The sequence below is a fragment of the Mesorhizobium sp. B2-6-2 genome (assembly GCF_006440615.1).
Lineage (GTDB): Bacteria > Pseudomonadota > Alphaproteobacteria > Rhizobiales > Rhizobiaceae > Mesorhizobium.
This window is the reverse complement of record NZ_VFUG01000003.1, coordinates 485,640-501,217: the sequence shown is the minus strand read 5'-3', so window position 1 is coordinate 501,217 and position 15,578 is coordinate 485,640. Positions and strand designations below refer to the sequence as shown.

Sequence of the window (15,578 nt, the reverse complement as noted above, 5' to 3'; positions counted from 1 at the left end):
CGAGCCGGTTTGGAACTGCGAAGTTTTTAAAGAGCGATCGTCAGGCTGCTGTATCCAGCGGCACGATCTTCTCGAGTTCCGACGCTATTTTGCTCGTTTCGATCTCCAACTCGTAGGCCTTCTGGAAGTTCATCCAGAACTCGGGCGTGGTGTTGAAGAACCTGGCGAGGCGAAGCGCCGTATCCGGAGTAAGACCGACTTCCTCCTTGACGATGCGCTCGATCCGGGTGCGCGGAAGATTAAGCTTCTTTGCAAGCACGCCGGCACTCATGCCGAGCGGCACCAGATACTCCTCGCGCAGGAATTCTCCCGGATGAATGGGACGTGCAAACTTGAGCATAACTCCGTATCCTCAAAGGGTTAGGGCGAGTGCCGTTCAATGGTAGTCGACAATTTCCACATCTTCGGCTCCGGCGGCTGTCCATCTGAAACAGATGCGCCATTGGTCGTTGATGCGTATGGAATGTTGCCCGACACGATCCCGCTTCAGAGCCTCCAGGTGGTTTCCAGGTGGCGACCGAAGGTCATTCAGTTGGACGGCATTATCAATCGCCCGGAGCCGCCTTTCAGCACGGGCGACCAGATCCGGCGGAAATCCCTTAGGTGCCCTGCCAGCCGCTACCTCTTCGACCGTCTTGCCTTTGAATGAAACAATCAACAGCCAATCCCCACGCGCCGTATCATACTCTGATACACATTTAGCCGCAAGACTATGTATCATGGATTGGTACAGATCGCTCGTGTGGGATGTGGCGTTACTCCACCGTCACCGATTTCGCCAGATTGCGCGGCTGGTCGACGTCGGTGCCCATGAAGACGGCGGTGAAATAGGCCAGCATCTGGATCGGCAGCGCGTAGATGATCGGCGAGATGATCTCCGGCACCTCGGGCAGGATGATCGTCTCCATCGTCTTGATGCCGGCCTGCGCGGAGCCCTTTTTGTCGGTGATCAGGATGATCTTGCCGCCGCGCGCCGCCACTTCCTGCATGTTCGACACGGTCTTTTCGAAGATGCGGTCATGCGGCGCAATCACGATCACCGGCATGTTCTCGTCGATCAGCGCGATCGGACCGTGCTTCAGCTCGCCGCCGGCATAGCCTTCGGCGTGGATATAGGAGATCTCCTTGAGTTTCAGCGCGCCTTCCATGGCCAGCGGGAAATTGGTGTCGCGGCCGAGATAGAGCACGTCCTTGTAGCGCGAGAGCTCGCGCGAGATGCGCTCGATCTGCTCATCGAGCTTCAGCACCTGGGTGGCGTAGCGCGGTGCCTCGGAAAGCTCGCGCACCAGCTGCTTTTCCTGATCGGGCGAGATCGTGCCGCGCGCCACGCCCGCGCGGACCGCGAGCGCAGCCAAGACGGATAGCTGGCAGGTGAAAGCCTTGGTCGAGGCGACGCCGATCTCCGGCCCGGCAAGCGTCGGCAGCACGACGTCTGATTCGCGCGCCATGGTCGATTCCCGCACATTGACGACAGCGCCGATTTTCATGCCGGCCTTGCGGCAATAGCGCAGCGAAGCAAGCGTGTCGGCGGTCTCGCCCGACTGCGAGATGAAGAACGCCGCGTCATCGGCCGAAAGCGGCATCTCGCGATAGCGGAACTCGGAGGCGACATCGATGTCGATCGGCAGTCGCGCATAGCGCTCGAACCAGTATTTGCTGATCAGCCCGGCGAGATAGGCGGTGCCGCAGGCCGAAAGCGCCAGGCGGCCGATCTTGGCGAAATCGAACGGCAGGTCGAGCGGCTTCGATACCCCCGATGCGAAATCCACGTAATGCGCCAGCGTGTGCGAGATCACCTCCGGCTGCTCATGGATTTCCTTTTCCATGAAATGGCGGCGGTTTCCCTTGTCGACCATGAAGCTGGTCGACAGCGACTGCTGGCGCTTGCGGTCGACTTGTCTGCCGTCGATGTCGTAGATGGTCACACTTTCGCGACGCACGACCGCCCAGTCGCCGTCTTCCAGATATGTGACCGCATTGGTGAAAGGCGCCAGCGCGATGGCGTCAGACCCCAAAAACATCTCGCCCTCGCCATGGCCGACGGCCAAAGGCGGTCCGTTGCGGGCGCCGACGATCAGGTCCTCGTCGCCCTTGAACATGATTGCCAGGGCAAAGGCGCCGGAAAGCCGCTTCAGCGCCGCATGCGCGGCTTCCACCGGCTTCAGCCCCTTGGCGAGCTCGCGCGCCACCAGATGCGCGACGACTTCGGTGTCGGTCTGCGACGAGAAAGAATAACCGTCGCGGGTGAGTTCGTTGCGCAGCTCGGCGAAATTCTCGATGATGCCGTTGTGGACGATGGCGACGCCTTCGGAAAAATGCGGATGCGCATTGGTCTCGTTGGGCACGCCATGCGTTGCCCAGCGGGTGTGGCCGATGCCGATCGTGCCGTCGAGCGGCTCGTCCTTCAGCCGGCGTTCGAGATTGACCAGCTTGCCCTCGGCGCGGCGGCGGCCGAGCTCGCCCCTTTCGATGGTGGCGACGCCGGCCGAGTCGTAGCCGCGATATTCAAGCCGCTTCAGCGCATCGACGATGAGCGGCGCGACTTGGCTTCGGCCAACGATTCCAACGATACCGCACATGGCGCTTGCCCCCGATTCCCAGCAGAAAACCCGCGCTATCTATGGATTGCCGGTCTGCCGTAAAAGTCACTTTGCGTTTCGTTCCGTGTCAACCGGAACCCTGTTCAAGGAACATCATTGCAGAGGGCCATTGCGATCCAGTTACCGCAATTGCTCGGTTTTTCAGCCGCTTCAGCGCCGATGCGTGCACGCACATTGCCGTTCGTCTCCGCTGCCAGATGCTGCTGCGGTGGCGAATATCATTTGCCGCGGCGGTGCGTCATCCTCCAAATGACGATCCACGCTGCATCGCGCAAGCCGGCTTTGAGACGCGGCCCGCGCTGCCGCCGTTCTTCCTGATCCTCAGTCCCTGCTCGCTATTCCGCCGCAGCCTTCTTCTTCGCCGCGGCGGCCGAGGCGAAGCGCTCGCGCAACTCCTTGCCCTTGCCGGGAATCGTCTTCTGGCGGGCGCGGCCGAAGGCCAGCGCGTCGTCGGGCACGCTCTCGGTGATCACGCTGCCGGAAGCGATATAGCCGCCCTTGCCGATCGAGACCGGCGCCACAAGCGAGGAATTCGAACCGACAAAGGCCCCCTCGCCGATGTCGGTGAAGAATTTCGAGTAGCCGTCATAATTGCAGGTGATGGCGCCGGCGCCGATATTGGCCGCGGCACCCACGCGTGCGTCGCCGATATAGGTCAGGTGGTTGACCTTGGCGCCCTCCTCGATCGTCGCCTGCTTGACCTCGCAGAAATTGCCGACTTTTGCCTTGTTTCGAAGATCGGCGCCGGGCCGCAGCCGCGCGAACGGCCCGACCTCGCAATTCGACCCGATTGTGGCGCCCTCGATATGGCTGAAAGCATGGATCTTGGCACCCGATGCGATCTTGACGCCCGGCCCGAACCAGACATTCGGCTCGACGATCGTGTCGGTGCCGATCTCGGTATCGTGCGAGAAATAGACGGTTTCGGGCGCGATCAGCGTGACCCCAGACAGCATCGCCTCGCGCCGCCGGCGCCCCTGCCAGATGGCTTCCGCCTCGGCGAGCTCGGCCCGGTTGTTGATGCCGAGCGCGCTTTCGAAACTCGCTTCCGTCGCCACCACGTCGAGCCCTTCCGCGCCGGCGATCTCGACGATGTCGGTGAGGTAAAATTCGCCCTTCGCGTTCTTGTTGCCGACCTTGTCGAGCAGCCGCAGCGCATGCTTGGCCGCAACCGCCATCATGCCGGCATTGCAGAAGCCGATCTTTTTCTCTTCCTCCGAGCAGTCCTTCTCCTCGCGGATGGCGATGAGATGACCGTCCTTTTCGATCAACCGGCCGTAGCCGATTGGGCTTGGCGGACGGAAGCCGATCACCGCGACGGCGGCACCCTCCGCCAGCTTCTGCCGCGCGGCGGACAGCGCCTGCGCATCGATTAGCGGCGTGTCGCCGAACATCACGAGAATATCGTCATAACCCTTTGATATCGCTTCGCGCGCGGCAAGAACCGCATGCCCGGTGCCAAGCCGCTTCTCCTGCACGAAAGTCTCCGCCTTTGGCGCGAATTTCTGCACCGCCTTGCGCATCTCATCTGCGCCGTGGCCGATCACCAGCGCCACGCCGGTCGCGCCGGCAGCCTCAGCGGCTTTCACGACGTGCGCAACCATCGGCAGGCCGGCAATGGCATGCAGCACCTTGGGCGTCGCGCTTTTCATGCGCGTGCCTTCGCCGGCGGCGAGGATGACGGACAGGCAGGTTCTCTGGCTCATGGATGGGCGACCGTATGAAAAAGGTTTGAATCAATGCATGCTAGCAGCGCAGGCCATGCTGCACCAATGCGGTTAAATTCCGGTGAGATGGTGGAGCAGCTGATTCTTAATCAGCGGGTCTACGAGAATCGAAACCACATTGTCCTTATATTAGCCCGTGTTTCTTGAACTCCGCCTGTTCATCGCCCGAAATCCAGCCGAACACCTTTAAGCTGCCATCGCGCCGTTCGACGAGATAGTCGACTTCGAAATCGATGGTGACCGAACTTTTGTCCTTGCGCTCATAGTCGCCCGACCATTGCACCTTGGCCACGCAATGGTCCTGGTCGATTGGGATCACCGAGACATCGTTGCAGGTCATCCTCTTGCTGCCCAGCGCGCGATAGGCCTCAAAACCCTTCTTCATGGTGTCTTTCAGCTGCTGGCCGTTCTCGCCGGCCATGACACCGGCCGGCGTCACCGAGACGAAGCCGGTCGAATACAGTGCGCCAACATCGTCCATATCGACGCTATCGGCGATCGCATCGTTGTAGACCTTCTCATAGGCCTTGAAGAACGTCTGCACATCCGCCTCGGCTATCATTTCCGCCTCGTTGCAACTGCTTGCGTACAAGCTTGTAACACCGGCTCTCAGCCATCGTTCCGGGTCGGCGGTGGCGCCTATCCCAGCCTTCCCAGAACCGGGAAATTCTCCAAGAGCCAGTAGGACGCGCTCTGCACGCCGCCAGTGAGGAAAAACACGCCGGCGACGACCAGCAGCGCGCCGATCGCCTTCTCGACGCGGCCGAGATGGACGCGGAATTTGCCGAGGAAGCGCATGAAGGCGCCGGAAAACAGCGCAGCGATCAGGAACGGGATGCCGAGGCCCAGCGAATAGGCGGCAAGCAGCAGCGCGCCTTCGCCAACGGTCTCGCGCCCACCGGCCAAAGTCAGGATCGGCCCCAGCACCGGGCCGATGCAAGGCGTCCAGCCGAAGGCGAAGGCCAGCCCCATGACATAGGCCGCGATCATGCTGGCCGGCTTGCCCTGCGACTGGAAGCGCGCCTCGCGCGACAAAAGCGGAATGCGCAGGATACCGAGGAAGTTGAGGCCCATGATGATGATCAGCACGCCCGCCGCCATCGCCAGCGGTTCCTGCCAGACGCGCAGCAGGCGGCCGATGGTCGAGGCGCCGGCCCCAAGCGCCACGAAGACGGTGGAAAAGCCGAGCACGAAGGCCACGGAAGCGTAAAGCAGCGCGCCGCGCGCGCCTTCCTTTGCCGTCACGCTCTGATTGCCGCGGAAATCGTCGACCGAAACGCCCGCCATGTAGCAGAGATAGGGCGGCACCAGCGGCAGCACGCAAGGCGACAGGAACGAGATCGCCCCTGCCCCGACCGCGCTGACATAGCCGATGTCCAATGCCATCCAATGAGTCCCGATTGTGCTGGCGTCGATATAGCGATGCGGGCACGCCCCTGCCAATCACCATTGTGTGGGACGTCGCCGCTTCGCCGCAGGAAGAAACAGGCATCCCGACGCGTTGACCGAACAAGCGCGCGACTGCCGCGCGCTTGTTTCAGGGAGACTACCGTGAAAGCAATCGCACTCGGGTTTGCCGCGCTACTGCTGGGCACCGCCGCATCCCAGGCCGCCGAAGCCTGGAAGGAAGCCGAAGTGGGCGGCACCAAGATCTATACCGACGCCAAGGGCATGACGCTCTATATCTTCGACAAGGACGAGAAGGGCAAATCCAATTGCTACGACAAATGCGCCGCCAACTGGCCGCCGCTGAAGGCCGAGGCCGGGGCCAAGGCCGACGATGAATGGACGATCGTTGACCGCACCGACGGCAGCAAGATGTGGGCCTATGACGGCAAGCCGGTCTATACCTTCGTCAAGGACGAGAAGGCCGGCGACATGACCGGCGAAGGCGTCGCCGGCGCCTGGCACATGGTCAAGGCCGACTGAGGCAACGCTGTTGAATGCCCCGGCTGCCGGTTCCCTTGATCCGGCAGCCGGTCGTCTTTTACCGGTCGTCCGCCCGGTTCGAGGCGTGCATGCCTCCATCCCCAAAAATGTGATCTTTGCCATACACTCTAAGAGTGTATTGCCAGCGGCCGCTTCCCAAATTGGCCGCTTCCCCTTGACCGATCGCAAAAGCACGGCCATGTGAGCGACGAAAAGAGTGGGATTTCGTCGCGCGTCGCGGAGTTCTTCCGCCACCTCACAGCTGATTAAGAGACCTCATGGACGTCGTCGTCGTCGAATCGCCGGCCAAGGCGAAGACAATCAACAAATATCTCGGCAAGAACTATAAGGTTCTGGCCTCGTTCGGCCATGTCCGCGATCTGCCGGCCAAGGATGGCTCGGTGCGCCCTGACGAGGACTTCGCCATGTCCTGGTCGGTCGACACCGCATCGGGCAAGCGCCTCGCCGACATCGCCAAGGCGGTCAAGGATGCCGATGGGCTGATCCTCGCCACCGACCCGGATCGCGAGGGCGAGGCGATTTCCTGGCACGTGCTCGAAGTCCTGAAGCAGAAGCGCGCGCTGAAGGACAAGCCGGTCAGCCGCGTCGTCTTCAACGCCATCACCAAGGCCTCGGTGCTGGATGCCATGGCCAATCCGCGCCAGATCGACGCGCCGCTTGTCGACGCCTATCTGGCCCGCCGCGCGCTCGATTATCTCGTCGGCTTCACGCTGTCGCCGGTGTTGTGGCGCAAGCTGCCGGGCGCCCGCTCCGCCGGCCGCGTGCAGTCGGTGGCGTTGCGCCTGGTCTGCGACCGCGAATCCGAGATCGAGCGCTTCATCCGCGAGGAATACTGGCAGATCGCAGCCATCCTCGGCACCCCGCGCAACGACAGTTTCGAGGCGCGGCTGACCGCCTTTGCCGGCAAGAAGCTGCAAAAACTCGACATCGCCAACAAGGCGCAGGCCGACGACATCAAGGCGATGCTCGAAGGCGCGACCTTCAAGGCATTGTCGGTCGAGGCCAAGCCCACCAAGCGCAATCCCGGCCCGCCCTTCACCACCTCGACGCTGCAGCAGGCCGCCTCGTCAGGCCTCGGTTTCTCGGCCACGCGCACCATGCAGGTCGCGCAAAAGCTCTATGAAGGCATGGACATCGGCGGCGAGACCGCCGGCCTCATCACCTATATGCGTACCGACGGCGTGCAAATGGCGCCGGAGGCGATCGAGGCTGCCCGCAGCGCCATAGTCAGCGAGTTCGGCGCGAAATACCTGCCGGAGAAGCCGCGTTTCTACACCACCAAGGCGAAGAACGCCCAGGAAGCGCATGAGGCGATCCGCCCGACCGATTTCGGGCGCACGCCTCAATCGGTCAGGCAGTATCTCGACGCCGACCAGGCGCGCCTCTACGAGCTGATTTGGAAGCGTGCCATCGCCAGCCAGATGCAGCCGGCCGAGATCGAACGCACCACGGTCGAGATCGAGGCGGTCAACGGCGCTCGCGCTGCCGAGCTTCGCGCCGTCGGTTCGGTTATCCGCTTCGATGGCTTCATCGCCGCCTATACCGACCAGAAGGACGAGGACGCCGAGGACGAGGAAAGCCGCCGCCTGCCCGAGATCCGCTCCGGCGAGCAGCTCGCCCGCCAGGCAATCAACGCCACCCAGCACACCACCGAGCCGCCGCCGCGTTATTCCGAGGCGTCGCTGATCAAGAAGCTGGAAGAGCTCGGCATCGGCCGGCCATCGACCTACACCGCGATCCTGAAGACGCTCGAGGACCGCGACTACGTCACCATCGACAGACGCCGGCTGGTGCCGCAGGCAAAGGGCCGGCTGCTGTCGGCCTTCCTCGAAAGCTTCTTCGAACGTTACGTCGAATATGACTTCACCGCTTCGCTCGAGGAGAAGCTAGACGAGATTTCCGATGGCAAGCTCGCCTGGAAGGACGTCCTGCGCGACTTCTGGAAGGATTTCTCCGGCGCCGTCGACGACATCAAGGAACTGCGCGTCACGGACGTGCTCGATGCGCTCAACGAAGAACTCGCGCCGCTGGTCTTCCCGGAGCGCGAGGACGGCTCCAATCCGCGCATCTGCCCGAAATGCGGCACCGGCAATCTGTCGCTGAAGCTCGGCAAGTTCGGCGCCTTCGTCGGTTGCTCGAACTATCCCGAATGCTCCTACACCCGCCAGCTCGGCGACGCCGCCAATCCCAATGGCGAGAACGGCAATGGCGAGGACGGCGTCAAGCTGCTCGGCAAGGATCCTTACACCGCCGAGGAAATTACGCTGCGCAGCGGCCGTTTCGGCCCGTACATCCAGCGCGGCGAAGGCAAGGAGGCCAAGCGCTCGAGCCTGCCCAAGGGCTGGACGCCCGACTCGATCGACCACGAGAAGGCGCTGGCGCTGCTGGGGCTGCCGCGCGACGTCGGCAAGCACCCGGAAACCGGCAAGATGATCTCGGCCGGCCTCGGACGCTACGGCCCGTTCGTGCTGCATGATGGCACCTATGCCAATCTGGAAAGCATCGAGGACGTGTTCTCGATCGGCCTGAACCGCGCCGTGTCGGTGATCGCCGAGAAGCAGCAGAAGGGCAAGGGTGGCCGCAACGGCGCCACGCCGGCGGCGCTCAAGGAATTGGGCGACCATCCCGATGGCGGCGGCAAGATCGTCGTGCGCGACGGCAAATATGGTCCGTACGTCAACTACGGCAAGGTCAATGCGACCCTGCCCAAGGGCAAGGATCCGCAATCGGTGACGATGGAAGACGCGCTAGCCCTGATTGCCGAGAAGGAAGCCAAGGGCGGAGGCGGCAAGAAGCCCTTCCGCAGGGCGGCAAAGAAGGGATAGCAGGACGTGGCGCGCAGGATCTCCGGAAGAAGCCACGGCGATCCGCGCAATGCCGACACCAGGGCCAAGGTCAAGGACGACTATCGTCCGTCGCGTGACGAGGTCCTGCGCTATATCGCCGAAAATCCCGATCGCTCCGGAAAGCGCGAGATCGCCAAGGCCTTCGCGCTGCGCGGCGAGGACCGCATCTGGCTGAAAGACCTGTTGCGCGACCTTCAGGAGGAAGGCCTCCTCAACAAGGAGCGCAAGCGCCTCACCCGCGCGGGCGCCGTGCCTCATGTCGCGGTGCTCGACATTTTTGGCCGCGACGATGACGGCGTGCTTCTGGCGAATCCGAGCGAATACACCGGCGCCGGCTCGCCCCCCGTCATCGCCATCCGCATCTCGCGCGCCGCCGGCGGCCCGGTCCCCGGCATTGGCGACCGCGTGCTTGCCAAGACTTTCCCGACCGACGATCCGTCAGGCCCTGCCTATACCGGGCGGGTGATGAAGATCTTCGAGAAGCGCAGCGACGCCGTGCTCGGCGTCTTCCGCGTGCTGAAGGATGGAACGTTCCGCATCGAGCCTGTCGAACGGCGCCAGCCGGAACTGATCGTCGACAAGGAATTCCAGAACGGCGCCAGGAATGGCGATCTGGTGGAGGTGGAGCCGGCGCGGGCATCCCGTTACGGACTGCCCCGGGCAAAGGTGCTGGCGGTGCTGGGCTCGCTGAGCAGCGAGAAGGCGGTCTCGATGATCGCCATTCACGCCCACGACATTCCCCATGTCTTTCCTGCGGACGTGATTGCCGAGGCCGAAGCGGTGAAGCCGGCGACGCTCGATCACCGCGAGGACTGGCGCAGTCTGCCGCTGGTGACCATCGATCCGGCCGATGCCAAGGACCATGACGACGCGGTCTTCGCCACGCCCGACACGGACGAGAAGAATCCCGGCGGCGTTGTCATCACCGTGGCGATCGCCGATGTCGCAACCTATGTTCGCTACGGCACTCCGCTCGACCGCGAAGCCTTGAAGCGCGGCAATTCGGTCTATTTTCCAGACCGCGTCGTGCCCATGCTTCCTGAACGCATCTCCAACGATCTGTGCTCGCTGCGCGAGGGCGAAGACAGGCCGGCAATCGCCGTGCGCATGACCTTCTCCTCGGAAGGCCGCAAGCTCAGGCATTCCTTCCACCGCGTCATGATGAAGTCGGCCGCCAAGCTCGCCTACCCGCAGGCGCAGGCCGCGATCGACGGCGGCGCGCCCGACGACAAGACACGGCCGATCCTCGACAGCGCTTTGAAGCCGCTGTGGGACGCCTACGCCGTGCTCAGGCGCGGCCGCCAGTCCCGCCAGCCGCTTGAGCTCGACCTGCCCGAGCGCAAGATCCTGCTGAAACCCGACGGCACGGTCGACCGCGTCGTCGTGCCGGAGCGCCTCGACGCGCATAAGCTCATTGAGGAATTCATGATCCAGGCCAATGTCGCGGCCGCCGAGACATTGGAGGGCAAAAAAGAGCCGCTCGTCTACCGCATCCATGACGCGCCGTCGCTCGCCAAGCAGGAATCGCTGCGCGAGTTCCTGGCGACGCTCAGCCTGTCGTTGGCGCGCGGCGCGCAGATGCGGCCGAGCCAGTTCAACGGCATTCTGGAGCGGGTGCGCGGCGCCGACAACGAGGCGCTGGTCAACGAAGTGGTGCTGCGCTCGCAGAGCCAGGCGGAGTACTCGCCCAAGAACATCGGCCATTTCGGCCTCAACCTCAGGCGCTACGCCCATTTCACCTCGCCGATCCGCCGCTACGCCGATCTGATCGTGCACCGTGGACTGATCGCGGCGCTTGGCCTCGGGCCCGGCGGCCTGGCGCAGCAGGAGGCGGACCGGCTGGAAGAGGTCGCCGCGCTGATCTCGGCAACCGAGCGACGCGCCATGGCGGCCGAGCGCGATACGGTCGACCGGCTGATAGCCGCTTATCTCGCCGAGCGCGTCAATGACACGTTCGACGCGCGCATCTCCGGCGTCACCAAAGCGGGACTCTTTGTCCAATTGCCGCAGTATGGCGCCGACGGCTTTATTCCGGTGTCAACTCTGGGCGGCGACTACTATATCTACGACGAAACCGCCCGATCGCTGTTCGGGGAACGCACCGGCAAGGGCTATCAGCTTGCCGATCGCGTCGAAGTCCGGCTGGTCGAGGTCGCGCCAATGGCCGGTGCGATGCGTTTCGAGATGCTGACCGACCCGAAGCCCCTGCCCGGCTCGAGGCGGTCGTTCCACAAGGCCAAGGGCCGCGCCCGCGCGTCGCAATCGCGCGTCGGTCCGCGCGGCAGGAGACGATAATGCCAGGTAACGTCCAAGTGCAAGAACAGGTTTTCGGCGGCGAGCATCATTCGGGCCGCGTCGCGCGTCCGCTGTGGACGGCGATCAAGCGCGGGATACTCGGCCGCTGCCCGCATTGCGGCAAGGGAAAGCTGTTCCGCGCTTTCGTGAAGCCCGTGGACAAGTGCGAGGTCTGTGGCGAGGAGCTGCACCACCATCGCGCCGACGACCTGCCTGCCTATCTGGTCATCGTCATCGTCGGTCACATCGTGGTCGGCTCCTTCATGGCGGTTGAGGCGACCACCACACTGTCGACCTTGCAGCACGCGCTGATCTGGGTGCCGCTAACCATCATTCTGGCCGTTGCGCTGCTGCAGCCGGTCAAGGGCGCTGTCATCGGCCTGCAATGGGCGCTTTATATGCACGGCTTCGGCGACGAGAAGGACGAATTCGAGAGCCATTGATAAGCCAGGCCGCACCGCGGTCGGCCCTGGTGCAAAGGCCGCGACGCGCAAGCCACTTTCGCATCAAGGAAGTTTCCGCTAGGTCGAGCGCATGGAAGGAATGACCAAGGCGGATGTCGACAAGCTCGATAAGGGCCTGGCCGTACGCAGCGGCCGGGCGTTGCGTCCGCGTGACGCCGCGACCCTCATTCTGCTCGATCGACGGGGCAAGGACGTTCTGGTGCTGATGGGCCGGCGCCATGCCGGGCACGCCTTCATGCCCGGAAAATTCGTCTTCCCCGGCGGCCGCACCGATCCCGCCGACAGCCGCGTTCCCGTCGCTGCCCCTCTGCGTGGTGAAGAAGAAGGCAAGCTGGCCGCTGGCCCCGGCGGCGCGAGCGCGGCGCGGGCCCGCGCAATCGCCCTGTCGGCGATTCGCGAGACCTATGAGGAAGCCGGCCTGCTGATCGGCCGCAAGGGCGCCTTCTCGACCGCAAAGCGCGACTGGCAGGGTTTCGCCGAACATGGCGTGGTCCCCTCGCTGGACGTGCTCCGCTTCGTCGCCCGCGCCATCACTCCGCCCAATCGCGTGCGCCGTTTCGACACGCGTTTTTTCAGCGCCTGGCGCCACGACGTTGCCGTGGAATTGCCCGGCGGCGGTCCAACGAACGAACTCGAAGAACTCGTCTGGCTGCCGCTTGCCGATGCCCGCAAGGCCGACATCCCCGACATCACCGGCATGATCCTGGAAGAACTGGAAAGTCGGCTTGCCGAAGATCCATTGCTGCGGCCGGGGGGCGCCGTGCCGTTCTTCCGGCTCGTCCGCAACCGCTTCGTCCGCGAAGTCCTTTAGAAGCAGAGCATTTTGATCTCATGACGGTCGATACCCAACAACAGGGCGACGAACGCGTACACTGGCTGCCGATGGTCGCGGCGATCTCTTCGATCAGCGTCGTCGGCATCGCCATAGGCTTAGGCATGCCGCTGCTCAGCGTCATTCTGGAAAGCCGCGGCCATTCCGCTTCGATGATCGGTCTCAACACCGCTGTCGCCGGTCTCGCCTCGATTGCCGGCGCGCCGCTTGCAACGCCGCTTGCCATGCGGCTGGGCGTCGCCTGGACCATGCTGTTGATGATTGCGATCGGCGCGCTCGCCTTCGTCGGCTTCCATTTCGCGCCGGATTTCTGGATGTGGTTTCCGCTCCGCGTCGCCCTGCATATCTCCCTGACGGTCTTGTTCATCCTGTCGGAATTCTGGATCAGCACCTCCGCCCCGCCGAACCGGCGCGGCCTTGTGCTTGGCATCTACGCCACCGTGCTGTCGCTCGGCTTCGCCGCCGGACCATGGCTGTTCGCCCATCTAGGCAGCACGGGCTTCCTGCCGTTCGGCGTCACCATAGCGCTGGTGACGCTTGCTGCCATTCCGGTGCTGGCCGCCCGCAACGAGAGCCCTACCATCGTCGCCGACAGCGAGACCAGCCACTTCCTGCGCTATATCTGGCTGGTGCCGACCGCGACCTTCGCCGTGCTTGTTTTCGGCGCCGTCGAGACCGGCGGTTTCTCGCTCTTCCCCGTCTACGGCAATCGCATCGGCTATTCGGAAGCCGACGCCGCGCTGCTCCTGACAATGATCGGACTCGGCAATGTGCTGCTGCAGATCCCGATCGGCATGATCAGCGACCGCGTTTCCGACCGCCGCTACCTGCTGCTGGCCTGCGCCACGGTCGGCCTCATCGGCACGGTCTTCATGCCGTTCTTCGCACAGAGCTGGCATCTGATGGCGGCCCTCCTGTTCGTCTGGGGCGGCGTCGTCGCCGCCATGTACACGATCGGCCTTGCCCATCTCGGCTCGCAGCTGTCCGGCCATGAACTGGCATCCGCCAACGCTGCCTTCGTGCTTTGCTATGGCGTCGGCATGGTGCTGGGTCCGCAGGCGATCGGCATCGGCATGGATGCCTTCGGCCCATCCGGCTTTGGCTGGTCGCTGGCCTTCTTCTTCGCCGCCTACATGGCTCTGATCCTGGTCAGGCTAGTGCGCAAGATTCTCTAGGCAATGCCGCTGAAGCGTCGGGCATCCTGACATCACCGTGTCAGCAGCACCCCTGCTATAACCTGCCTCCGACGCGAGGTAGGAGAATTGCGATGGTCGACAGCGGCTTTGAAACCAGGTCCCTCAGGATGGAACTGCTTCTGCTCGTCACGTTCCAGGCGCCGGCCGCCGATGTCGAGCGCATCATGGAGGCAGTGGTGGCGATCACGCCGCTGCGTATGGGCACGTATGACGCCAACGCCTATCAATCGGCGCAAGGCATCGAGCATTACCGGCCGCTCGAAGGCGCCGCGGCCGGCGCTGAGACCGAACTGCGCCGACGGCCCGGCACCGTCGAAGTGTCGTTCGAGATCGCCGACGACCAGGTGCTCGCCGCCCGTGTCGCCGAGGCGATATTCCAGGCCCATTCCTATCAGGAGCCCGTCATCCGCATCCAGCCGCTGCTCGCCAGCCGTTCCAAGGGCCTTGACGACCGTGCCAATCCCAACCGCTGGTGGAACACCACGGGCGACTGGAAAAAGGCGGGAGAGGATCGACTCGGCAAGGCGACACGCCCGGAATCGGTCGCGGCGGAGTAAAGCCGGAGCCTTGCAGCGCTTGGAAATCGCCGATGAAGGACGACGCAACCCGCATGCCCGCACGCGATCCTCAGGACCTGGCGCGGCTTTTGGTTGCGCGCCAGCAGGCGGGAGACGCTGAAGGAATGGCCGCTCTCTACGCGCCCGATGCCATCCTCGATATCGGCAGCGGGCAGTTGGCGCGCGGCAGGGACGCCATCCGCGCGTTCTACGCCAAGTTGGTGGTGGCGGGGCCAAAGTTTGAACTTGGAGATCAGCGTGCGGCTATGATCAACGGAGATTTGGCTCTCACCTCCACGCGCCTTCCCGATGGCACGGTGACCGCGGAAATCGCCCGCAGGCAAGGCGACGGCACATGGCTCTGGGTGATCGACCAGCCATCCATCCTTCCATGAGCCGTGACTCATCGTCGTATCCGGAACGATCCTCGGACGCTCGCGGGCTCGGAGGGCGCTCGGGCTTGACTTTCCAGGCGCGTTCTTTATGTGTCGCGCCAAGTTTCCCGCGTCCGGGTGTTTTCCCCGTGCTTCAGCGGCCAAAACTCCACGAACATTAACGGACGAAAATCATGGCCAAAGCCGCAAACATCAAGATCAAGCTTCTGTCGACCGCCGACACCGGGTTCTTCTACGTCACCAGCAAGAACAGCCGTACCAAGACGGACAAGCTCTCGTTCCGCAAGTACGATCCGGTCGCCAAGAAGCACGTCGAGTTCAAGGAAACCAAGATCAAGTAATCTGGTTATCCTGAGAAACCAAAAACGCCGCCCAGAGGGGCGGCGTTTTTGTTTTAGGCACGCCCGGACGACAAAGGAGCCGTGCCACGATCAAGCACGGGGTCCCGATGTCGGTTTTTGAGAAAAGGGGGCCGGTCGGCGGTTGGCAGCGGTACGAGGAGGCCACTATGTGCCAGCGCCGGCCGGCCGACCCCACGGACCCAGGAGATGCGGCGGACCTGAGCATCATGGGGTATTTTTGGATCGAGCCGGCTACTCTACCCTCGCGCCGGCCTCGTCTTCTGTCTATGCGTCGCAGATTTGCGCAAGACCTTATAAAAATCAACCATTTCTTAACCACCGCTCACGAATCGCTTGGGTTAAGGTAAATTCGTA

15 protein-coding genes are annotated in these 15,578 nt (G+C 63.4%); 9 read left to right on the top strand and 6 right to left on the bottom strand.

Annotated elements, in window-relative coordinates:
- Positions 1–40: 40 nt before the first annotated feature.
- From FJ419_RS10475 to FJ419_RS10450, 6 genes are all read right to left on the bottom strand, one after another.
- Complete coding sequence (locus tag FJ419_RS10475) at positions 41–340, bottom strand: HigA family addiction module antitoxin (RefSeq protein WP_140690941.1); 300 nt, start codon at positions 338–340, stop codon at positions 41–43.
- 36 nt (positions 341–376) lie between these two features.
- Positions 377–658: a type II toxin-antitoxin system RelE/ParE family toxin gene (locus tag FJ419_RS10470; protein WP_140542225.1), complete on the bottom strand. Its 282-nt coding sequence runs from the start codon at positions 656–658 to the stop codon at positions 377–379.
- A gap of 97 nt (positions 659–755) precedes the next feature.
- Positions 756–2,579: a glutamine--fructose-6-phosphate transaminase (isomerizing) gene (gene glmS / locus FJ419_RS10465; RefSeq protein ID WP_140690927.1), complete on the bottom strand. Its 1,824-nt coding sequence runs from the start codon at positions 2,577–2,579 to the stop codon at positions 756–758.
- A 356-nt stretch (positions 2,580–2,935) separates the two neighbouring features.
- Entirely contained in the window at positions 2,936–4,306 is a 1,371-nt protein-coding gene (gene glmU, locus FJ419_RS10460; protein WP_140690912.1) for a bifunctional UDP-N-acetylglucosamine diphosphorylase/glucosamine-1-phosphate N-acetyltransferase GlmU, read from the bottom strand.
- Positions 4,307–4,451: 145 nt separating this feature from the next.
- On the bottom strand, positions 4,452–4,889 hold the full coding sequence (locus FJ419_RS10455) for a nuclear transport factor 2 family protein (protein WP_140690896.1): 438 nt from the start codon (positions 4,887–4,889) through the stop codon (positions 4,452–4,454).
- 77 nt (positions 4,890–4,966) lie between these two features.
- Positions 4,967–5,713 carry a cytochrome c biogenesis CcdA family protein gene (locus tag FJ419_RS10450; protein ID WP_095765112.1) on the bottom strand — a complete coding sequence of 249 codons (747 nt, stop codon included), beginning with the start codon at positions 5,711–5,713 and terminating at the stop codon, positions 4,967–4,969.
- 165 nt (positions 5,714–5,878) lie between these two features.
- Between FJ419_RS10450 and FJ419_RS10445 the strand changes: the two genes are divergently transcribed.
- From FJ419_RS10445 to rpmG, 9 genes are all read left to right on the top strand, one after another.
- Positions 5,879–6,256 (top strand): hypothetical protein, encoded by a 378-nt coding sequence (locus FJ419_RS10445; RefSeq protein WP_140690882.1) that lies wholly within the window; start codon positions 5,879–5,881, stop codon positions 6,254–6,256.
- 278 nt (positions 6,257–6,534) lie between these two features.
- Positions 6,535–9,102 carry a type I DNA topoisomerase gene (gene topA / locus FJ419_RS10440; protein ID WP_140690869.1) on the top strand — a complete coding sequence of 856 codons (2,568 nt, stop codon included), beginning with the start codon at positions 6,535–6,537 and terminating at the stop codon, positions 9,100–9,102.
- A 6-nt stretch (positions 9,103–9,108) separates the two neighbouring features.
- A complete protein-coding gene (gene rnr / locus FJ419_RS10435; RefSeq protein WP_140690854.1) occupies positions 9,109–11,418 on the top strand; it encodes a ribonuclease R in 2,310 nt (769 codons plus the stop codon).
- Complete coding sequence (locus tag FJ419_RS10430; protein ID WP_140690851.1) at positions 11,418–11,861, top strand: DUF983 domain-containing protein; 444 nt, start codon at positions 11,418–11,420, stop codon at positions 11,859–11,861. The genes rnr and FJ419_RS10430 overlap by 1 nt, the downstream gene beginning before the upstream one ends.
- 91 nt (positions 11,862–11,952) lie before the next feature.
- On the top strand, positions 11,953–12,693 hold the full coding sequence (locus FJ419_RS10425; RefSeq protein ID WP_140542217.1) for an NUDIX domain-containing protein: 741 nt from the start codon (positions 11,953–11,955) through the stop codon (positions 12,691–12,693).
- A 20-nt stretch (positions 12,694–12,713) separates the two neighbouring features.
- Positions 12,714–13,889: an MFS transporter gene (locus FJ419_RS10420; RefSeq protein ID WP_140690848.1), complete on the top strand. Its 1,176-nt coding sequence runs from the start codon at positions 12,714–12,716 to the stop codon at positions 13,887–13,889.
- Positions 13,890–13,981: 92 nt separating this feature from the next.
- Positions 13,982–14,467 carry a hypothetical protein gene (locus tag FJ419_RS10415; RefSeq protein ID WP_140690844.1) on the top strand — a complete coding sequence of 162 codons (486 nt, stop codon included), beginning with the start codon at positions 13,982–13,984 and terminating at the stop codon, positions 14,465–14,467.
- Positions 14,468–14,499: 32 nt separating this feature from the next.
- The gene (locus FJ419_RS10410) at positions 14,500–14,862 is read left to right on the top strand and encodes an SgcJ/EcaC family oxidoreductase (protein ID WP_140690840.1); all 363 of its coding nucleotides are present in this window, start codon (positions 14,500–14,502) and stop codon (positions 14,860–14,862) included.
- Between the two features lie 173 nt (positions 14,863–15,035).
- Positions 15,036–15,203, top strand: coding sequence for a 50S ribosomal protein L33 (gene rpmG / locus FJ419_RS10405; RefSeq protein WP_006201775.1), 168 nt, complete (start codon positions 15,036–15,038; stop codon positions 15,201–15,203).
- Positions 15,204–15,578: the final 375 nt, after the last annotated feature.